Source organism: Novosphingobium piscinae, assembly GCF_014230355.1.
GTDB classification, from domain to species: domain Bacteria; phylum Pseudomonadota; class Alphaproteobacteria; order Sphingomonadales; family Sphingomonadaceae; genus Novosphingobium; species Novosphingobium piscinae.
Genome location: NZ_JACLAX010000003.1, coordinates 272,503 through 293,009 on the forward strand (window position 1 = coordinate 272,503; position 20,507 = coordinate 293,009).

The 20,507-nt window shown below is 68.7% G+C and carries 18 protein-coding genes; 10 read left to right on the forward strand and 8 right to left on the reverse strand.

The genetic code is table 11. From position 1 onward, the window contains the following. The first annotated feature begins 79 nt into the window (after nt 1–79). From pufL to pufC, 3 genes are read left to right on the forward strand one after another with little or no spacing between them, the layout of a single operon-like run. Nucleotides 80–904, forward strand: coding sequence for a photosynthetic reaction center subunit L (gene pufL / locus H7F53_RS05065; protein ID WP_185678375.1), 825 nt, complete (start codon nt 80–82; stop codon nt 902–904). Nucleotides 905–918: 14 nt separating this feature from the next. After that, a complete protein-coding gene (pufM, locus tag H7F53_RS05070; protein WP_185678376.1) occupies nt 919–1,893 on the forward strand; it encodes a photosynthetic reaction center subunit M in 975 nt (324 codons plus the stop codon). After that, nucleotides 1,890–2,960 carry a photosynthetic reaction center cytochrome PufC gene (pufC, locus tag H7F53_RS05075; RefSeq protein WP_185678377.1) on the forward strand — a complete coding sequence of 357 codons (1,071 nt, stop codon included), beginning with the start codon at nt 1,890–1,892 and terminating at the stop codon, nt 2,958–2,960. Before pufM ends, pufC begins: the two co-directional genes overlap by 4 nt. A 246-nt stretch (nt 2,961–3,206) precedes the next feature. Here the strand turns inward: pufC and H7F53_RS05080 are convergent, their stop codons facing one another. The 8 genes from H7F53_RS05080 to H7F53_RS05115 all read right to left on the reverse strand — a co-directional run bounded on the left by H7F53_RS05080 (nt 3,207) and on the right by H7F53_RS05115 (nt 10,173). Beyond that, the gene (locus tag H7F53_RS05080) at nt 3,207–3,551 is read right to left on the reverse strand and encodes a hypothetical protein (RefSeq protein WP_185678378.1); all 345 of its coding nucleotides are present in this window, start codon (nt 3,549–3,551) and stop codon (nt 3,207–3,209) included. A 12-nt stretch (nt 3,552–3,563) separates the two neighbouring features. Next, complete coding sequence (locus tag H7F53_RS05085) at nt 3,564–3,812, reverse strand: hypothetical protein (protein ID WP_185678379.1); 249 nt, start codon at nt 3,810–3,812, stop codon at nt 3,564–3,566. A 14-nt stretch (nt 3,813–3,826) separates the two neighbouring features. After that, nucleotides 3,827–4,309 carry a TspO/MBR family protein gene (locus H7F53_RS05090; RefSeq protein ID WP_343061925.1) on the reverse strand — a complete coding sequence of 161 codons (483 nt, stop codon included), beginning with the start codon at nt 4,307–4,309 and terminating at the stop codon, nt 3,827–3,829. Further along, nucleotides 4,306–5,559: a geranylgeranyl diphosphate reductase gene (locus H7F53_RS05095; RefSeq protein WP_185678380.1), complete on the reverse strand. Its 1,254-nt coding sequence runs from the start codon at nt 5,557–5,559 to the stop codon at nt 4,306–4,308. The genes H7F53_RS05090 and H7F53_RS05095 overlap by 4 nt, the downstream gene beginning before the upstream one ends. Continuing rightward, the gene (locus tag H7F53_RS05100) at nt 5,556–6,872 is read right to left on the reverse strand and encodes a BCD family MFS transporter (RefSeq protein ID WP_185678381.1); all 1,317 of its coding nucleotides are present in this window, start codon (nt 6,870–6,872) and stop codon (nt 5,556–5,558) included. The genes H7F53_RS05095 and H7F53_RS05100 overlap by 4 nt, the downstream gene beginning before the upstream one ends. Then, the gene (gene chlG / locus H7F53_RS05105; RefSeq protein WP_185678382.1) at nt 6,872–7,774 is read right to left on the reverse strand and encodes a chlorophyll synthase ChlG; all 903 of its coding nucleotides are present in this window, start codon (nt 7,772–7,774) and stop codon (nt 6,872–6,874) included. The genes H7F53_RS05100 and chlG overlap by 1 nt, the downstream gene beginning before the upstream one ends. A 69-nt stretch (nt 7,775–7,843) precedes the next feature. Continuing rightward, entirely contained in the window at nt 7,844–9,262 is a 1,419-nt protein-coding gene (ppsR, locus tag H7F53_RS05110; protein WP_185678383.1) for a transcriptional regulator PpsR, read from the reverse strand. A gap of 11 nt (nt 9,263–9,273) precedes the next feature. Continuing rightward, nucleotides 9,274–10,173, reverse strand: a complete 900-nt coding sequence (locus H7F53_RS05115; RefSeq protein WP_185678384.1) for a cobalamin B12-binding domain-containing protein — start codon at nt 10,171–10,173, stop codon at nt 9,274–9,276. Between the two features lie 215 nt (nt 10,174–10,388). Here H7F53_RS05115 and bchF point away from each other — a divergent pair, with 215 nt between their 5' ends. The 7 genes from bchF to H7F53_RS05150 are packed head-to-tail and all read left to right on the forward strand — an operon-like array spanning nt 10,389 to nt 20,495. Continuing rightward, complete coding sequence (gene bchF, locus H7F53_RS05120) at nt 10,389–10,913, forward strand: 2-vinyl bacteriochlorophyllide hydratase (RefSeq protein WP_185678385.1); 525 nt, start codon at nt 10,389–10,391, stop codon at nt 10,911–10,913. Continuing rightward, nucleotides 10,910–12,232, forward strand: coding sequence for a ferredoxin:protochlorophyllide reductase (ATP-dependent) subunit N (locus H7F53_RS05125; RefSeq protein ID WP_185678386.1), 1,323 nt, complete (start codon nt 10,910–10,912; stop codon nt 12,230–12,232). The genes bchF and H7F53_RS05125 overlap by 4 nt, the downstream gene beginning before the upstream one ends. Before the next feature lie 4 nt (nt 12,233–12,236). Then, nucleotides 12,237–13,835, forward strand: coding sequence for a ferredoxin:protochlorophyllide reductase (ATP-dependent) subunit B (gene bchB, locus H7F53_RS05130; RefSeq protein WP_185678387.1), 1,599 nt, complete (start codon nt 12,237–12,239; stop codon nt 13,833–13,835). Beyond that, on the forward strand, nt 13,825–17,409 hold the full coding sequence (locus H7F53_RS05135) for a magnesium chelatase subunit H (protein ID WP_185678388.1): 3,585 nt from the start codon (nt 13,825–13,827) through the stop codon (nt 17,407–17,409). Before bchB ends, H7F53_RS05135 begins: the two co-directional genes overlap by 11 nt. A 10-nt stretch (nt 17,410–17,419) precedes the next feature. Beyond that, nucleotides 17,420–18,316 carry a ferredoxin:protochlorophyllide reductase (ATP-dependent) iron-sulfur ATP-binding protein gene (gene bchL / locus H7F53_RS05140; RefSeq protein WP_185678389.1) on the forward strand — a complete coding sequence of 299 codons (897 nt, stop codon included), beginning with the start codon at nt 17,420–17,422 and terminating at the stop codon, nt 18,314–18,316. Beyond that, the gene (bchM, locus tag H7F53_RS05145; RefSeq protein ID WP_185678434.1) at nt 18,316–19,050 is read left to right on the forward strand and encodes a magnesium protoporphyrin IX methyltransferase; all 735 of its coding nucleotides are present in this window, start codon (nt 18,316–18,318) and stop codon (nt 19,048–19,050) included. The genes bchL and bchM overlap by 1 nt, the downstream gene beginning before the upstream one ends. Further along, entirely contained in the window at nt 19,050–20,495 is a 1,446-nt protein-coding gene (locus H7F53_RS05150; RefSeq protein ID WP_185678390.1) for a BCD family MFS transporter, read from the forward strand. Before bchM ends, H7F53_RS05150 begins: the two co-directional genes overlap by 1 nt. The last annotated feature ends 12 nt before the right edge of the window (nt 20,496–20,507 follow it).

The window sequence follows — 20,507 nt, forward strand, 5'->3', positions numbered from 1 at the left end:
GGCCTTCATGACCGCCGCCTCCGGGTTTTGACCGAACTTCACATTATCCCGCCGCATCCTGGCGGGGAGGGGTAGAGCCATGGCACTCCTGAGTTTCGAACGAAAATACCGCGTTCGCGGCGGGACCTTGATCGGCGGCGACCTGTTCGACTTCTGGGTGGGCCCGTTCTACGTCGGCTTCTTCGGGGTCGTGACGGCGATCTTCGCGTCTCTCGGCACCGCTCTCATCTTCTACGCCGCCTCGCAGGGGTCGACGTGGAATCCCTGGCTGATCTCGATCGCGCCGCCCGACCTGAAATACGGTCTGGCCCTGGCTCCGCTCAAAGAGGGCGGGTTCTGGCAGGTCATCACGGTCTGCGCGCTGATTTCGTTCAGCTCGTGGGCGCTGCGCGAGGTCGAGATCTGCCGCAAGCTGGGCATGGGCTACCATGTCCCGGTGGCCTTCGGCATGGCGATCTTCGCCTATTTCACGCTGGTGGTGATCCGCCCGGTGCTGCTCGGTGCCTGGCACTGGGGCTTCCCCTACGGGATCTTCAGCCACCTCGACTGGGTCTCGAACACCGGGTACCAGTATCTGCACTTCCACTACAATCCGGCGCACATGCTGGCGGTGTCGTTCTTCTTCACCACCACGCTCGCACTCGCCCTGCACGGCGCGCTCGTGCTGTCCGCGGTCAATCCGCCGACCGGTAGCGAAGTGAAGACACCGGAATACGAAGACACCTTCTTCCGCGACCTGATCGGCTATTCGGTCGGCACGCTCGGCATCCACCGGGTCGGCCTTCTGTTGGCGCTCAACGCCGGGTTCTGGAGCGCGGTGTGCATCGTGATCAGCGGGCCGCTGTGGACCAAGGGCTGGCCCGAGTGGTGGACCTGGTGGCTCAACCTGCCGATCTGGTCGTAAAGGAGCACCAAGCGATGACGACCTATCAGAACATCTTCACCCAGGTGCAGCTGCGCGGCGAGCCCGAGGCCGGGATCGCCCTGCCTCCCGGCAGCGAGGCGCGGATCGGCAAGGGCACCTTCAACTACTGGATGGGCCTGATCGGGCACGCCCAGATCGGTCCGGTCTACCTTGGCTGGACCGGGGTGATCTCGCTGATCCTGGGCTTCCTGGCGATCGAGATCATCGGCCTGAACATGATGGCATCGGTGAACTGGGATCCGATCCAGTTCGTCCGCATGCTCCCCTGGCTCAGCCTCGAGCCGCCGGGACCGGAGTATGGCTTCTCGCCCTTCGTGCCGCTGGCCAAGGGTGGCTGGTGGATCCTCGCCGGCGCCTTCCTGACCTCTTCGATCCTGCTGTGGTGGGTGCGCACCTATACCCGGGCCCGCGCGCTCGGCATGGGCTCGCACGTTTCCTGGGCATTCCTCTCGGCGATCTGGCTGTACCTGGTGCTCGGCTTCATCCGCCCCATGCTTATGGGCAGCTGGGCAGAGGCCGTGCCCTTTGGCATCTTCCCGCATCTCGATTGGACCGCGGCTTTCTCGATCCGGTATGGCAACCTGTTCTATAACCCGTTCCACTGCTTCTCGATCGCCTTCCTCTATGGCTCGACCCTGCTGTTCGCGATGCACGGCGCGACCATCCTCGCGGTCGGTCGTTACGGCGGTGAACGCGAGATCGAGCAGATCACCGATCGCGGCACGGCTTCCGAACGGGCAGCGCTGTTCTGGCGCTGGACCATGGGCTTCAATGCCACGATGGAATCGATCCATCGCTGGGCCTGGTGGTTCGCCGTGCTGACGACGCTGACTGGCGGAATCGGCATTCTGTTGACCGGCACCGTGGTCGACAACTGGTACCTGTGGGCGCAGCAGCATGGCTATGCCACGCCCTATCCGTCCACCGGGGTCGTTGATCCCGCCACCCTGGGGAGCGCCGGGCAATGAAAAGGATAGCATCGCTCGCCGTTGCGGCGATCGTCACCCTGGCCTTGGGAGCCTGCCAGCTGAGCCCGAAAACGGCGACGCAGAACGGCTACCGCGGCACGGGCATGGACCAGATCCAGCTGACCAAGGTGGCCATGGCCAAGGACGAGGTTCCCGCCCCGCCCTATGACCCGCCGGCCACCGACGGGCAGCGCGCCAAGGAGGTCTACCAGAACGTCCAGGTGCTCGGCGACGAGTCCGCTGACCAGTTCAACTACACCATGGCCGCGATCACGCAGTGGGTGTCACCCGAGCAGGGCTGCAACTACTGCCACAATCCCGAGAACATGGCCTCCGACGAGCTCTACACGAAGGTGGTGGCGCGGCGGATGCTGCAGATGACGCGGAACATCAACCGCAACTGGAAGCAGCACGTCGCGGCAACCGGGGTCACCTGCTGGACCTGCCACCGCGGCAATGCCATCCCGGCCAACTACTGGACCATGCCCGCCGCGGGCAAGTCCGGGATCATCGGCAACCGCCACGGACAGAACGATCCGGTGCCGGAATCGGCCTTCTCGTCGCTGCCCAACGCCTCGCTGGCGCTCTATATCACCGGCGATCCGAAGGTGGACCAGAACATCCGCGTCCAGACCACTGGTCTGCACCCGGGTTCGGGCAACAAGACCAGCACGATGTCGACCGAGAACAGCTATGCGATCATGATGCACACGTCGCAGGCGCTCGGCGTGAACTGCACGTTCTGCCATAACTCGCAGTCGTTCCAGGACTGGTCGATCAGCACGCCGCAGCGTGCCAAGGCCTGGTACGGCATCCGCATGGTGCGCGAGACCAACGGTCAGTACATCACCCCGCTCGCCACGGTCTTCCCGGCCAAGCGCAAGGGAACCGAAGGCGATCCGTTCAAGGTCAACTGCACCACCTGCCACCAGGGCAAGAACAAGCCCATGGGCGGAGCGCAGATGGCCAAGGACTACCATGCGCTGTGGGGCGAGACGACCCCCGCGGTCATGGCCGCTCCCGCCGCTCCGGCGGCGGCTCCGGCCGGCGGCGCTCCCGCCCGCTGACCCGCGGCATCACGCTCAGGCCTGCGCGCATGCAGGCAACAAGGGTCCGGCGAGCTCGCTCGTCGGACCCTTTTCCATGGGCCATCGGGATCAGCGGCGCGCCCGTCGCGGCAGCCACGCATGACCCGTCGCACACCCTGGCGGCACTACGTTGAACGGGGGATGCAAGCCATGCCGGGACACCGGGCCACACAGTGCCGTAGCAAAATCGGCAGTGGCCCGAACGGACCGACGGCCCAACCCTGCTCAGCCCACCGCGGCGTTGGCCTGGCGGGTCAGTTCGGCCAGCTCGGCCGCGAGCACGGGATCGAGCGTGGCGAAGTTGAAGCACGACTTGCCCTGTTGGCGCCGCTTGAGCGCGGGCGAGAGCGCCGCCCCCAACGCGGGATCGGCGTAGAGCGGAAACAGGTGATAGGCGACATAGCGCGCACGCAGGGTGACCGCGCCGAACCACACCGGCTTGCCGGACCGGGGATCGGTGGCCCGGCCATGCAGGACAAGATCGCCGGGCTGGTCGCTGGCCACCACCTGATCCGCCGCCGCGTCCAGCATCAATGCGCGCAAGGCGGCGAAGGTGGGCTCAAGATCCATCGCGGGCACGAATCAGGCCTGCCGCCGCCGGGCCAGATCGGCGAGGTGGGCGGGCAGTGAAAGTGCCAGCGGCAGGGCGATCCAAGGCCAGGCCGAGCCCACCAGCGCGGCGCGCAGGCCCAGCACGATCAGTGCGGCCGGGAGGAGCATGGCAGTGATCGTCCCCAGCGGCCAGCCCCGCGCCCGCAGCCATGCGGCCTCGAGCGCCAGCGCCGCCAGGATCACGTCAGCGGCATGCCCCGAGGCGAACAGGCTCTCCAAGCGCGCTTCCCGCCTCAGCCGAACGGCGCGTTGAGCTGGACCACGCCCCAGTTGAGCGCGCCAGCGGCACTGACCCAGACGAGGTAAGGCACGAGCAACATCGAGGCGAGCCGCGACAGGCGCAGGCAGTAAACTATGAGCACCGCGATCGAGAGCCAGAGCAGCAGCAGCTCGACGAAGGCCCAGTCCGGCCGCTGCAGGCGGAAAAACAGGAGGCTCCACATCACATTGAGGAAGCCGTTCAGCGCGAACAGGCCGACAAGCGTATCGGAAATGCGCACGTTCGGCGCGGCCCGCCAGGCCGTAACTCCGGCCAGGGCGGCGAGCGCGAAGATCGTGGTCCAGGCGATCGGAAAGACCGGGCGCGGCGGAGTGAAGGCCGGCTTGTGCAGGCTTTCGTACCAGGGGCCAAGATCGGTGATCGTGCCGCCGAGCAGGGCGACGAGCAGGGCGGCCATCACCGCAATGCCCACCGGCATGACCCAGGCGCGGTTCACGGGGTCAGTTCCCGTGGCTCGGGCCGGCCGATGCCGAGCAGATGCGCGCAGTCCTTGATGAAGATCCGCAAGTGCGCCATCGGCTTGGCCCGGACCAGCCGCTTGTTCATGTAGGCCTGCCAGGTCAGCTGCTGGACATCGCGGTCGGCGCACATCGCCACAAAGCGTTCGCGGCGCTTGTCGCTGGAGTACCAGAAGTACTGCATGATCCCGAGGATCCAGAACACCCGGCCGTGCAGTTTCAGAAAATCGCGCCGCGCCCGGCGCAGGACGGCGGGATTGCCCGAGGCGATGAAAGCCTGCGCGGTCTGCGCAGCAATCCGGCCGCAGACCATCGCATAGTAGATGCCTTCGCCCGAAGCCGGGGCGACGACGCCCGCTGCGTCACCGGCCAGCAGTACATCGCGGCCATTGTCCCAGTGCTTGAGCGGCTTGAGCGGGATCGGCGCGCCCTCGCGGCGAATCGTCTCGCAGCGCGCCAATCCCATCTCGTCGCGCATGCGCTGGACCGACCCGCGCAGCGAGAAGCCCTTGTGCGCACTGCCTACGCCGATGCTCGCGGTATCGCCGTGGGGGAAGACCCAGCCATAGAAGTCCGGCGAAACCCGGCCCTGGTAGATTACGTCACAGCGCGAGCCATCGAAGCCCTGCTCGGTGGCCTTGGGCGCCCGGACCACCTCGTGGTAAGCGAAAACGCAGGGATTGCGCTCAGCCCCGGGGACGTTGCCGCGCGCCACGCCCGAGCGCGCGCCATCCGCGCCGATCACCAACCGCGTACGCACCCGGACGAGATCGCCACCGCGCTCGGTGCTGTAGCAGACCACCGCACCGGGCAGGCCATCGTGCTCGACCCTTTCGTAGGTGCCGGTCCGCCGCTCGGCCCCGGCCGTAGCCGCCCGGGCACGCAGCCATTCGTCGAACACGTCGCGATCGACCATCCCGACATAGCCGATCTCGCCAACCGGCATGTCGACCACGCGATTGGACGGCGCAACCATCCGCGCAGCCCGGGCCCGGGCGACGAGCAGACTCTGTGGGACCTCGAACTCCTCGAGCAGCCGAGGCGGTACGGCGCCGCCGCAGGGCTTGATCCGACCACCGCGATCCAGCAGCAGCACCTTGTGCCCGGCGCGGGCCAGGTCCCAAGCCGCGGTGGCGCCGCAGGGCCCGCCCCCGACCACCACGACATCGAATGCGATCGCCTCGGACCCGGACGAGGCCGGGGCGGACAGGGTGCTGGGCTGGTTCATGTGCCGGCAGACCTCAGGCTCGGGGAAAGACGAGGCGCTGCGCGGGTGCGCAGCGCCAGCATGGCGGCGGCGAGGAACAACCCCGCCTCGATCAGGAATATCAGTGCGAAGGCCCCGGCAGGATGACCCAACGCAGTGCGGGCAAGATCGACCCCGACCGCGCCGACCAGCCCGCCGAGCCCGAAGGCCAGGGCCTGCGCCGTACCCCAGACGCCCATGCGGACGCCTTCGCCGGTGCGCTGGCCGGCGCCGGCCAGTCCCATCATCGAACCGATCGCGGAAACCGCGAAGGCCCCGTTGCAGAGCCCGAGCAGGCCGATGTTGAGCGCCAGCGGCCAGCCAGGCCCGGCCTGCGCGGCCAGCGCAAGCCCCGCCAGCGCCAGCGCCGACCCGAGGCAGCCGAGCATGGTCCAGGTGCGCAGTTCAACCGGCAACCGGCCGCGAAAAGCGCTACCGCCCAGCCCGGTGGCGATCATGCCGATCAGCACGCCGCCGTTCTGCAGCCCTGACAGGCTGGTCGACTGGCCCGGGGTCATGCCGAAAACCAGGCCGGTGAAGGGTTCGAGGATCAGGTCCTGCATCGCATAGGCCAGCATCGAAACGAAGATGAACAGCGTGAAACGGCTCGCCTCGGGATCGGCGAAGATCTCGGCCAGGGCCTCGCGCAGCGTCGGAGTGGGCCCGGCCTCGACCGGCGCGGCCCCGGACCGCGGCAGGCCGCGTTCGAGCCGGAAGGTGGCCAGCAGGGTCACGGTGAAGGCGGCCGCAACCACCCCGCCGGCGACCGCCAGCAAGCGCTGCGCGGAATAGGGATCGAGCAGGGCGCCGGCTGTCCCGGCCGCGACAACGATCCCGAAAATCATCATGATCCAGGTGGTGGCGGCCGCGGCGGCGCGGCGCTCGGGCGCGACCCCGCTGGCCAGCATCGCCAGGACCGAGGTGCCCGCGGCGCCGACCCCCGCACCGATCAGAGTGAAGCCAAGCGCAAGCTCGCCCAGCGCGGCCAGCCGCGCCGCATCCAGCCGGGTCACCCCGTGAACAGCAAGCAAGGCGCCCAGGCCGAGCACGGCCATACCGCCGATGATCCATGGCGTGCGGCGGCGCCCGCGATCCGACCCGTGGCCCCAGGCCGCCCGCGAGAACTGGACGGCGTAGTGCCAGGCGACAAGGCCGGCCGGCACCCCGGCGGCAAGACCATATTCCAGCACCATCAGGCGGTTAAGCAGCGAAGTGGCGAGCATGGTCACCGCGCCGATCGCCGCCTGTACGGCGCCGAGGCGGGCGATCGCCAACCAGCCGAAACCTTGGCGCATCACACGTAGCCCCCCAGCCCCAGCGCCGCGGCCATCATGCCCGACACGTAGAGCGAGACGCCGGTGGCATTGTACCAGGGCGCATGTCGCGCCGGATCGGAGACCAGCCGCGGCATCAGCGCGAGCTGAGCCAGCAGCACCGCGGCGACGACCCCTCCGACCCCGGGGTGCCCCCAGGCAACCAGCAGGCCGACGACGACCGCCTGCGGCACGGCCATCACCACGCTAGCGAGAATCGCCGCCCGTCGCTCGCCCAGGACGACCGGCAGCGAACGCAGGCCCGTGAGGCGGTCGCCGGTGACCGCCTTGAAGTCGTTAAGGGTCATGATCCCGTGAGCACCGACACTGTAGAGCGCGAGCACCGCGATGATCTGCGGGGCGGGCAGCGTGCCTGCCATGACCGCAGCGCCGGTGAACCAGCTGAGCCCCTCATAGGTGAGGGCAACCACCGCCGGGCCGACCCAGCCGCTGGTCTTGAAGCGAAACGGCGGCGCGCTGTAGGCCCAGGCGCAGGCAAGGCCGAGCACGGTGGCAGCCAGCACCCACGGCCCGGTGAGCCCGGCAACCAGCAGCGAGAGCACGGTCCAGGCAATGGCGATGGCAAGGCCCCAACGCCCGGCAATCCGGCCCGATGGGATCGGGCGATGCGGTTCGTTGATCGCGTCGACATGGCGGTCGAACCAGTCGTTCACCGCCTGGCTGGTGCCGCAGACCAGCGGCCCGGTCAGCGCGACTCCGGCCAGCAGGAAGGTCCAGCGCGACAGCACCGGGACCCCGGACGAGACGACCCCGCACAACAGCGCCCACATCGGCGGGAACCAGGTGATCGGCTTGAGCAGGGTGACGACATCGCGAACCGCCGGGGGCGGCGAAATCGCGGGAAAGACTGCCGATCGCGCCATGTCCGAACCCTACGTCGGGGGTCCGGGACCGTCAAATTAATTCGACACCTGTAGTGTCAATCCAGCCTGTCAATCGTCGGCATCGAGCGGATTGGCCAGACCATAGCGATGGAGCTTGGAATAGAGGCTCTGCCGGCTGAGGCCGAGGATCTCCGCCGCCGAGGCGCGGTTGTTCGAGGTATATTCGAGCGCCGCCTCGATACACAGCCGCTCGATCAGATCGGTGGATTCCCGCACGATGTCGCGCAGGGACATGCGCCCGACCAGCTCGGTCAACTGTTCGACCGAGCGCGGAGTGTCGCTGGTCGGGGGCAGATCGCGCAGACGCCGGCCGATCGGACGAATCACGAAGCCGTAGCAGACCTGCTCGTCGCCGGTGCGCACGGCCGACAGTTCGACCGGCTCGCCATCGAAGCCATCACGCGCGCCGACCACAGTAGCGACGTTGCGCGCGGTATCGTGCTTGGCCAGCTGGCTGTCGATCAGGTCAAGGTCAATCCCGGGCCGGCCGACGAAGTCGCTCAGCGGCCGGCCGCGCAGCTGATCGCCGCTGGCCGCGGCAACCAGCTCGACAAAGGCAGCGTTGGCTTCCCGGATGATCATGCGCGCATCGGTGAGCACGAAGGCGTCCGGCATCACCTCGATCACGCGGATCGTCGCGTTGGCCCCTTGCTCGGTGGCCCGGCTGACCCGCGAAAGGCGAACCATCATGTACTGATTGCCACGTTCGCGGAAGCCGCTGGCCGACAACTTGAGCGCCTCGCTCCCCTCGACCGGTTCCACTTCGATCGGCTGGAGCCCGTGCGAGACCATCGCCGAGCCGAGGAAGGCGATCACCTGGTCGCGGGCCGGCTTGGCGAAATGGGCGGGAAACTTGGTCCCCTGCAACGCGCCGGGCCGGCTGCGGAAGGCATCGTGGGCGGCGTTGTTGGCTTCGCGCACGCGGAAGCCATCGGCGTCGATGATCAGCACCGGCTCGGGCGATTGCTCGAGCAGCATGCGATAGCGCGTCTCGAGCTGGCGCAGCCGCAGGTAGTCCCGTTCGAGCGACTGCTGGGCCTGGAGCAGGCGCTGCTGCAGCGCCGCCGCCTCGCGCAGGTCGCGGCCGAGCGCGAGACTGCCGGCGCCGGGCCCGAGACTGAGGACGATGAAGCGCATCGGCACGTCGCTCTCGCTGCCGAGCTGGTTCACCTCGCGCCAGTGCTGGGTCACCCCCTTGCGGGCGTTGGCAAGCATTTCCATCACCTTGGCACGGCTCTCGATCGAGACAGTGTCAAGCCATTCGCGGCCGAGCCACTGTGCGGCGTCGGGGTAGTCCCGCGGGTCTGCCGTATAGTCGACGATGCGGCCGGAATCGTCGAGCACCAGCACCACATCGCCAGCGATCATCGCCAGCTTGGCCGCCATCGGCACGTCGAGGGGACGCAGGTTCTTGCCTGGCTCCGCGAATGGTACCTTGTCGTCAATGCTGAGCTTGCGCGGCGGCATCTGCTGGCAGACTACGCGCGGGGCAGGTCGGGTCGCGCGGGCACCTTGACGAGCCGGTCGGCCAAGGCGAGTGCCGAGCGCGCATCGGCAGCGCTGCCGTCAGCCCCGACCGCTTCAACCAAGCCCGGATTTGCGTTTACCATTCGTCCACCAATCAGAATCTGCAAATCCCGCGTCTTCGACACGATGCGCATGGCAGAAATGAGGTCACCCAGAACGGCGCTAGAACAATCGCAACTAACGGTCAACCCGACCAGGTCGAACGAACGTTCGCCCAGAATCTGTAGAAGTTTCGGTCGTTTAGTCTCAGTCAATACTTCGGTTTGCCACCCCGCTCGGGCGAACACTTCCTCCACCATCAGCGCGCCCATGCTGTGGTCGTCGCCTGGCATGGGCGCAAACAGCGCCGAGCGCGTTGCCACACTGCGGTCAGTGCGCGGGGGGAAGCGCAGGGTGATCTCGCGCATCACCTCCTGCAGGCGCCACAGCCCCATGGTGACGTCGAGGAAATCGCAGTCATCCTCGTCCCAATGCTGCCCGAGCCGCCGCGCCGATGGCGCAAGCAGATCGACCAGCACCGATTCCACCGGCACGCCGCGGATCAGGAACTGCTCGACCACCGTGAGCAGTTCGTCGGCCTCGAGGATCAGCGGCAGCGAGGCAAACTGGGCCGCGTCGACCGGATCGAGGGCCGCCGCGGGCACGGGCCGGGGACTGCCGGCCTCGGGCGTGTGCGCCTGCAGCAGGCGGGGGATGATCTGTTCGTTGATGAGGGAGTTCAGCGAAGTCGGGGAGGATCCCCTCGAAGGTTCGCGTACCCCGCGGCCGGCGCCGGACCGGCTGACACCGCTCCGCCCGCGACCTGCCCGTCCCGACCGCTTTGCCGTGCCCGCACCATATACAGTCGCCATGGCAGACCCTCCCGGTCTGGGGCGCGAGATTCGCGCCGTCCCGGACCATCGCATCGACACCTCGACGCTTCGACTCTGTTCGGGAACCAAACCCTACGCCTTTTCCCAACCCAGGACAAAGGGGTTTTTGTCAATTTTATTTGTCGTCAAGATAGATTGACACTTCTGTAAGGCGAGGCGTAGTCTTCTCCCTTGAACGGCCAAGGACGGCATGCATGCGAGGGGAAGCGATCAGGTCAGGCACGTGGAGTGCAAACCCCGGCCCAACCCGCCGCGCTCCCCTCTATACGGCCGAAGAACGTCACCGCCGCGACTCGACCCGCTGGACCCTGGTCCAGGGCCTGCTCGCCCCCTTCCAGTTCCTGGTCTTCCTCATCAGTCTCGGCCTGGTGCTGTACAGCCTGATGACCGGGCAGGGCGCCGCCGCGGCGGATCTTTCGGTGGTGGTCAAGACGCTCACGCTCTACACCATCATGATCACCGGCTCGATCTGGGAGAAGGTGGTCTTCGGGCGCTGGCTGTTCGCCCCCGCCTTCTTCTGGGAAGACGTCTTCTCGATGCTGGTGCTGGCGCTGCACAGCGCCTACTTGGTGATGTTGTTCGGGGCGCTCGGCAGCTTCGAGCAGCGGATGGCGGTGGCCCTGGCGGGCTATGCCGCCTACCTGATCAACGCCGGCCAGTTCCTGCTCAAGCTGCGCGCCGCCCGGCTCGACACCCGCACTGCGGGGAGCGCCGCATGACCGCCCCGGTGCTCATCGGCGAGGACCGCCCGGCCGCCCGGCCGACCGGCTTCGACACCGGCTGCAGTGCGCCCGCGGCACCCCAGGTGCTGCGCGAACGCGGCCAGCGCGAGGTGTTCTGCGGGCTTACCGGGATTATCTGGCTGCACCGCAAGATCCAGGACGCCTTCTTCCTGGTGGTCGGTTCGCGCACCTGCGCTCATCTGCTGCAAAGTGCCGCAGGGGTGATGATCTTCGCCGAGCCGCGCTTCGCCACGGCCATCATCGAGGAGCGTGACCTCGCCGGAATGGCTGATTGCCAGGACGAGCTTGACCGGATCGCCCGCCAACTGCTCGACCGGCGGCCCGATATCCGCACGCTGTTCCTGGTCGGCTCGTGCCCCTCCGAGGTGATCAAGCTTGACCTCGGCAAGGCAGCCCAACGGCTCGACGCAGCCTTCGGGGGCCGCACCCGGGTGCTCAATTACTCAGGCAGCGGGATCGAGACCACGTTTACCGAGGGCGAGGATGCCTGCCTTGCCGCGCTGGTGCCCGAAATGCCTGCCGCACCGGCCGATGCCCCACCAGCCCTGCTGCTGGTCGGGGCCCTGCCCGACATCGTCGAGGACCAGTTCCTGCGGCTGTTTGCCGAGCTTGGCGTGCCGATCGCGGGCAGCCTGCCGGCCCGCTCGGTCGCCAGCCTGCCACCGATCGGCCCGAACACCCGTTTCCTCCTTGCCCAGCCGTTCCTGGGCGAAACCGCCCGGGCCCTGGCCGACCGAGGCGTGCAGCGGCTCGATGCCCTGTTCCCGTTCGGCGCCGAGGGCACGACCGACTGGCTGCGCGCTGCCGCAGAGGCGTTCGGCATCGATCCCGCGCATTTCGACCAGGTGGTCGCGCCGGGGCGCGAGCGGGCCAAGCGGGCGATCGCGCACCGCCGCGAGCAGCTCGCCGGAAAGCGCATCAGCTTCCTCCCCGACTCGCAGCTGGAGATCCCCCTCGCGCGGTTCCTGTCCAACGAACTGGACATGATCCCTGTCGAAGTGGGTACGCCCTACCTGCACCGTGACCTGACTGCGCGCGAAGTGGCCCTGCTGCCCGCGGGCACCCGGATCAGCGAAGGCCAGCATCTTGACCGCCAGCTCGACCGCGTTCGCGCCGACCGTCCCGACCTGACCGTCTGCGGGCTTGGCCTGGCCAACCCGCTCGAGGCCGAGGGCCTGTCCACCAAGTGGGCGATCGAACTGGTCTTTTCCCCCATCCACGGGTTTGAACAGGCCGGCGATCTCGCCGACCTATTCGCCCGGCCGCTGCGGCGGCGCGATCTGTTGAAGGTCTAAGCCCATGCAGCTCGCCGTCTGGACCTACGAAGGACCGCCCCACGTCGGGGCCATGCGAGTCGCCACGGCGATGGACGGGGTGCACTTCGTGCTTCACGCCCCCCAGGGCGATACCTACGCCGACCTGCTGTTCACGATGATCGAGCGGCGTGGCAAGCGTCCGCCCGTCACCTATACCACCTTCCAGGCGCGCGATCTCGGCAAGGACACAGCCACCCTGCTGCAGGAGGCGATCCGCGAGGCGACCGAACGCTTCGCCCCCCGCGCGCTGCTGGTGGGCGCCTCGTGCACCGCCGAGCTGATCCAGGACGATCCCGCCGGGCTCGCCGACGCGCTGGACCTGCCCTGCCCGGTGATCCCGCTGGAGCTGCCGAGCTACCAGCGCAAGGAAGGCTGGGGCGCGGCCGAGACCTTCTACCGCATGGTGCGCCAGCTGGCCGACCGCACCCTGCGCCCCGCCCCGCGCGAGGGCCGGCGCCCGCTGGCCAACATCCTGGGCCCCTGCGCGCTGGGATTCCGCCACCGCGACGACGTGGCCGAGATCCGACGCCTGCTCGACACCCTCGGGATCGACGTCAACTGCGTCGCCCCGCTCGGCGCCAGCCCGGATGATCTGGTCCGGCTCGGCGCGGCCGATTTCAACCTGGTGCTCTATCCCGAGATCGGCGAGCCGGCCGCCCACTGGCTCTCGCGCGAGCTGGGCCAGCCGGCCGTGCGCACCGTGCCGATCGGCGTGGGCGCGACGCGCGACTTCATCGCCGAGGTCGCCGCGCTGGCGGGAGTCGATCCCGCCCCGGCGCTGGCCGATGCCGGCTCACGCTTGCCGTGGTGGAGCCGCTCGGTCGATTCGACCTACCTCACCGGCAAGCGGGTCTTCATCTTCGGCGATGCGACCCATGCCATCGCCGCCGCGCGGATCGCCGCCGAGGAGCTCGGCTTCACGATCTGCGGGCTGGGTTGCTACAACCGTGAATTCGCCCGGGAACTGCGCGCCGCCGCCGCGCGCTATGGCATCGATCCGCTGATCACCGACGATCACCTCGCGGTCGAGGACGCGATCCGCGCGGCCGCGCCGGAACTGGTGCTGGGCACGCAGATGGAGCGGCACATCGCCAAGCGCTTCGGTATCCCCTGCGCGGTGATCTCCTCGCCGGTGCACGTCCAGGACTTCCCCGCCCGCCACAGCCCGCAGATGGGTTTCGAGGGCGCCAACGTGATCTTCGACACCTGGATCCATCCGCTGGTGATGGGCCTCGAAGAGCACCTGCTGACCATGTTCCGCGACGACTTCGAATTCTCGGACGCGGCCGGACCCTCGCACCTCCACGGCGGCCATGTGGCCGGCGCGGGACGGCCCGCGGCGGACCCGGCCCCGCTCGCCGCCAGCGCCCCCGCGACGGTGGCGGCCGAGCCGGCCATGGTCCCCGACGCCGCCCCGGCGGTGGTGTCCTGGACCAGCGAGGCCGAGCGCGAACTTCGCAAGATCCCCTTCTTCGTGCGCGGCAAGGCACGCCGCAACACCGAAGGCTTCGCCGTGCTGCATGGCCGGCAGGAGATCGACCTGGCCACCCTCTATGACGCGAAGGCTTACTATGCGCAGTAGCTCAGCCGCCCCCGTGCGCGTCGTCATCGTGACGCTCGACAACCACCTCAAGGGTGCGGTCGAGCGGGCCACGGTGGAGCTTGGCCAGTCCAACATCGCGCTCTCGCTCCATGCGGCGACTGACTGGGACCGCTCGGCCGGGGCGCTGGACGCCACCCGCGCGGCCATCGCCAAGGCCGATATCGTCATCGCCACCATGCTGTTCCTCGATGAGCATGTCCGGGCGATCCTGCCCGCGCTGGAGGCGCGCCGCGAGGATTGCGACGCGATGGTCTGCATGATGTCCGCCGGCGAGGTCGTGCGGATGACCCGTATGGGCGGCTACCGCATGGATGCCCCGGCCAAGGGGCCGCTGGCCCTGCTGAAGCGGCTGCGCGGCTCGTCCAAGCCGGGCGCCAGCTCGGGCGCGGGGCAGATGAAGATGCTGCGCCGCCTGCCCAAGATGCTGCGCTTCGTCCCGGGCACCGCGCAGGACGTGCGGGCCTACTTCCTGACCCTGCAGTACTGGCTGGCCGGATCGGACGAGAACGTCGTCGCGATGGTCCGCGCGCTGATCGACCGCTACGCCGGGGGCGACCGCCTGACCCGCCGCGGAATGACCGCTGCCGCCGCCCCGCGCGACTATCCGGAGGTCGGGGTCTACCATCCGCGGACCACGCAGAAGCTGTCGGAAAGCCTCAAGCTGCTCCCGTCGCAGCCCGGCGCCAAGGGCACCGTGGGCCTGCTGCTGCTGCGCTCCTACCTGATCAGCAAGGATGCCGGGCACTACGACGGCGTGATCGCCGCCTTCGAGGCGGCCGGCCTGCGGGTGATCCCGGCCTTCGCCAACGGGCTCGATTCGCGCCCGGCGATCGAGGCCTTCTTCCTGCGCGACGGCAAGCCGACGGTCGACCTCGTGGTCTCGCTCACCGGCTTCTCGCTGGTCGGCGGCCCGGCTTACAACGATGCCCGCGCCGCCGAGGCGATCCTCGCCCGGCTCGATGTGCCCTATGTCTCGGCCCACGCGCTCGAGTTCCAGTCGATCGAGCAGTGGGGAGCCGAGCGGCAGGGGCTGCTGCCGATCGAGAACACGATCATGGTCTCGATCCCCGAGCTCGACGGCTCGATCCTGCCGACCGTGTTCGGTGGACGGTCGAACGGGCTGGGCGAAGCCTGCAGCGGCTGCGCCCGGAGCTGCGTGTTCGAACGCGAGGGCCCGGTCAACGCGATGCGCGCCTGCCCCGAACGGGCCGAAGCCCTCGCCGCCAAGGTCGGGCGCCTGATCGCCATGCGCCGCGCCGAGCGCGCTCAGCGCAAGCTGGCGATCACGATCTTCAACTTCCCGCCCAACGCCGGCGCCACCGGATCGGCGGCCTTCCTGGCCGTGTTCGAATCGCTCCACGCCACGATGGTGCGCCTCGCCGCGGCGGGCTACGAGGTCGAAGTGCCGGCGAGCGTCGATGCGCTGCGCGAGGCGATCCTCAAGGGCAATGCCGAGCGCTATGGCGCCGATGCCAATGTCGCGGTGCGGATCTGCGCCGACGACCATGTGCGTCGCGAGCCCTTCCTCAAGCAGATCGAGGCGCAGTGGGGTCCGGCGCCCGGCCGCGTTCTCTCGGACGGATCGCACATCCACGTGCTGGGCGCGCATTTCGGCAACGTCTTCGTCGGGGTCCAGCCGGGCTTCGGCTACGAGGGCGATCCGATGCGGCTGCTGTTCGACGGCGATTTCGCCCCGACTCACGCCTTCTCCGCGTTCTATCGGTACATCCGCGAAGACTTCGGCGCCCATGCCGTGCTGCATTTCGGCACCCACGGTGCCCTTGAGTTCATGCCGGGCAAGCAGGCCGGGCCGAGCGCCAGCTGCTGGCCCGAGCGGCTGATCGGCGACCTCCCCAACTTCTACCTCTACGCCTCCAATAACCCCTCGGAGGGCGTCCTCGCCAAGCGCCGTTCGGGCGCGACGCTGATCAGCTATCTGACCCCGTCGCTGGCCAAGGCGGGGCTGTATCGCGGGCTGGTCGATCTGAAGGCCAGCTTCGAGCGCTGGCGGTCGGCGCAGGACGAGGACGAGCGCACCGCCTTGGCGGTGATGATCCGGGACCAGGCCGCCGCGGTCGACCTGCCCGCCGACGATATCGCCGCACTCGGCCCGGCGCTGTACGAGCTGGAGGAATCGCTGATCCCGCACGGGCTCCACGTGCTGGGCGAAGCCCCGCAAGGAGCCGCTCGTGCCGAGCTGCTGGCAGCCATGGTCGAGGCCGATCCTGCGACCGACCGCGCCACGGTGGCGGCCGGGCTTGACGCCAGTGACGAGATCGGCGCCGTGATCCACGCGCTCGACGGCGGCTATGTCCGCCCCGCGCCCGGCGGCGACGTCCTGACCAACCCGGCGGTCCTGCCGACCGGGCGCAACCTGCACGGGCTCGATCCGTTCGGTCTGCCCAGCGCCTTCGCCTGCGCCCAGGGCCACAACCAGGCCGAGCGGGTGATCGCCCGCCACCTCGAGGGCGGCCAGCCCTTCCCCGAGAGCCTCGCCATGGTGCTGTGGGGCACCGACAATATGAAGAGCGAGGGCCTGCAGATGGCCCAGGCGATGGACCTGATGGGCGCGCGCCCGCGGGTTGACAGCTATGGCCGGGTCGTCGGTGCCGAGCTGGTGCCGCTCGACGAGCTGGGCCGGCCCCGGATCGACGTGGTGATCACCCTGTCGGGGATCTTCCGCGATCTGCTGCCGCTGCAGACCCGGATGCTGGCCGAGGCGGCGCTGCTGGCCGCCAGCGCAGACGAGCCGCTGGACCGCAACTTCGTGCGCAAGCACGCGCTGGCCCACCAGGCCAAGCACGCCTGCGACCTCGAGACCGCCGCGCTGCGCGTCTTCTCGAACGCCGAAGGGGCCTATGGCGCCAACGTCAACCAGCTGATCGACGGCGGCGTCTGGGCCGATCCGGACGAACTGGCCAATGCCTTCGAAACCCGCAAGGGCTATGCCTATGGGGTCAAGGGCCCGCCGGTCCAGCGCCGTGAGCTCCTCCAGAGCGCGCTGAGCGGGGTCGATTTCGTTTACCAGAACCTCGAAAGCGTCGAGGTCGGGATCACTGATCTCGACCAGTACGTCGACGGACTGGGCGGGGTCAGCCGCTCGATCGCCCGCGCCAAAGGGAGCGAAGCTCCGGTCTACATCGTCGATGCCACCAAGGGCGAGGCCAAGGTTCGCACCTTGGCCGAGCAGATCGACCTGGAAACCCGCACCCGCACGCTCAACCCCAAGTGGTTCGAGGGCATGCTCCAGCACGGCTTCGAGGGTGTCCGCACCATCGAGCAGCACGTCACGACGACGATGGGCTGGTCGGCCACGACTGGCCAGGTCGCGCCCTGGGTCTACCAGCGGATCAGCGAGACCTTCGTGCTCGACCCGGCCATGCGCGAGCGCCTGTCCGCGCTCAATCCCAACAGCTCGGCGCGGGTGGTGGGCCGCCTTCTCGAGGCCTGCGAACGGCGCCTGTGGGAACCCGATGATGAAACCCTGGAGGCCCTGCGGGTCGCCAGCGACGAGCTGGAGGACCGCCTCGAGGGCGTGTTCGCGGCGGAATAAGGACTGACCCATGAACCTGATCGACCCCCGCGCCCGCTTCAACCCCACCGATGGGGAAGGCTCGATGCAAGTCGCCCTCGACCCGCGCGACCGGATCGGGACCGCGAAGGTCTTCGCGGTCTACGGCAAGGGCGGGATCGGCAAGTCCACCACCTCCTCCAATCTCTCGGCGGCCTTCTCCAAGCTGGGCCACCGGGTGCTGCAGATCGGCTGCGACCCCAAGCACGATTCAACCTTCACCCTCACCAAGAAACTGATGCCGACGGTGATCGACGTGCTCGAATCCGTCGAGTTTCACGCCGAGGAGCTGCGCCCCGAGGACTACATGTTCGAGGGCTACAATGGGGTGATGTGCGTCGAGGCGGGCGGTCCGCCGGCCGGTACCGGCTGCGGTGGCTATGTTGTCGGCCAGACGGTCAAGCTGCTCAAGCAGCACCACCTGCTCGACGACACCGACGTGGTGATCTTCGACGTGCTGGGTGACGTGGTTTGCGGCGGCTTCGCTGCGCCGCTGCAGCATGCCGAACGCGCGCTGGTGGTGGCGGCCAACGACTTCGATTCGATCTTCGCGATGAATCGGATCGTCGCCGCGATCGGCGCCAAGGCCAAGAACTACAACGTTCGCCTGGCCGGTGTGATCGCCAACCGTTCGGCCGCCACCGACGAGATCGACCGGTTCAGCCATGCCATCGGCATGAAGCGCCTCGCCCACTTCAAGGATCTCGACGCGATCCGCCGCAGTCGCCTGAAGAAGTGCACCCTGTTCGAGATGGACCCCTCACCCGAGGTGATCGCCGCCCAGGAGGAATACCTGCGGCTGGCACAGATGCTGTGGGCCGGGGTCGACCCGCTCGAGGCGCACCCGATGAAGGACCGCGATATCTTCGATTTCCTGGGGTACGAATGATGGCAACCCACGCACCCTCACATCCGGCCTCGGCCCGTGCGGCGGCCCCGACCCGTTACGACGACCAGCGTGAACGTCTGGCCGCCTACTTCGACGGGACGGCGCGGAAGGCGTGGATCGACCTGACCTCGACCGCCAAGGTCAGCGGCATCCGCGCCACGGTCCGCGCCGGACGCGATGCCATGCGCGAGCAGCTGCTGGATTGGTTGCCCGACGATCTGCGCCGCACCAGCGTGCTGGACGCCGGTTGCGGGACGGGCAGCCTTAGCGTCGAGGCGGCGCGGCGCGGCGCCGGCGTCACCGCGATCGACGTCGCCGGCGGGCTGGTCGAGATCGCCCGCGAACGCGCGCCGAGCTTCCTCGGCCACGGCGATATCGACTGGCACGTGGGCGACATGCTCGACCCCGCCCTGGGCACCTTCGACCACGTGGTGGCGATGGACTCGCTGATCCACTACAACCTCGATGACATGGTCTGGGCGCTGAGCCGCCTGGCCGCGCGCTGCTCCCGCTCGATCGTCTTCACCTTCGCCCCGCACACCCGTCTGCTCGGTGCGATGCACGTGGTCGGCAAGGCCTTCCCCCGCTCGGACCGCTCGCCCGCGATCGTGCCGATCGCCGAGGACGCGCTGCGTGATCGTCTGGGCCGGCTCGACGGCTGGACGCTCGGCCGCAGCGGCCGGGTGACCAGCGGGTTCTACATCTCGCACGGCCTGGAACTGGTGCGCCGCTGATGGCCACCCGCGCGCCTCTGTCCAGCAAATGGAGCCGGGTGGCCACCACCTGGCTGCCCTTTGCCGACGCGGCCAGCGCCGAATTGCCCCTGTCGCGCCTGCTGCGCCTGTCGCTGTTCCAGGTCAGCGTGGGCATGATGATGGTGCTGCTGAACGGCACCCTCAACCGGGTCATGATCGTCGAGCTCAGCATTCCGGCCTGGCTCGTTTCGCTGATGATCGCGATCCCGCTGCTGGTCGCGCCGTTCCGCGCCCTGATCGGGCACCGCTCGGACACGCACCGCTCGGTGCTCGGCTGGCGCCGGGTGCCGTTCATCTGGTTCGGCACCCTGATGCAGTTCGGCGGCCTGGCGATCATGCCCTTTGCGCTGCTGCTGATGCGCGATCAGCAGACCTTTGTCCTTGGCGTGAGCGCCAGCGCGCTGGCCTTCCTGCTGGCCGGCACCGGCATGCACACCACGCAGACCGCCGGGCTCGCGCTGGCCGGAGATCTGGTCCCCGAGGACCGGCGTCCGCGCGCGGTGGCGCTGCTCTATCTCTCGCTGCTGGGCGGAATGATGGTCTGCGCGCTGGTGATCGGCGGCCTGCTTGCCAACTTCACCCCGACCCGGCTGGTCCAGGTGATCCAGGCCGCAGCGGTCCTGACCTTCGTGCTCAACCTCACCGCACTGTGGAAGCAGGAACCGCGCCGCGCCTCGACCAAGGCGACCGACGCGCCACCGGTGCCCTTCGCCGAAGTCTGGCAGCAGTTCGCCCGCCAGCCGCTGACGCTGCGCCTGCTCACCACGGTCGGCCTTGGCGCGGCGGCGTTCGCGATGCAGGACGCCCTGCTCGAACCCTATGGCGGCGAGGTGCTGCGTCTCTCGGTGGGCGCAACCACCGGCCTGTCCGGCGCCTGGGCGCTCGGCGCGCTGGCCGGATTCGTGCTCTCGGCGCGCTGGCTCGGCCGCGGTACCGACAGCCTGCGCATTGCGGGCTACGGCGTTGTGATCGGGATTGCCTCGTTCCTGCTGGTGATCTTCGCCGCCCCGCTCGAGAGCCCCGGCGCGCTCGGCCTCGGGGCACTTGGCATCGGCGCTGGCGCCGGGCTGTTCTCGGTCGGCACGCTCACCGCGGCCATGGCCCTTGCCGTGAGCGAGACCGCAGGGCTCGCGCTGGGCGCCTGGGGCGCGGTGCAGACCACGGCCGCAGGATTGGCCATCGGCCTTGGCGGGGTGCTGCGCGACACGGTCTCGAACCTCGCCGTGGCCGACGGGCTGGGCACGACCCTCGCCCACCGCGCCACCGGTTATGGCACCATCTACGTCATCGAAATCTGTCTGCTGCTCGCCACGCTGGTCGTCCTCGGCCCGCTTGTCGGTCAGTTGGCCGAGCAGGATCGCCCCTCCACCACCTCCACCGGGTCCGCGGCGCGTCGCTTCGGCCTGACCGAGTTTCCGACATGACCATACCGGAAG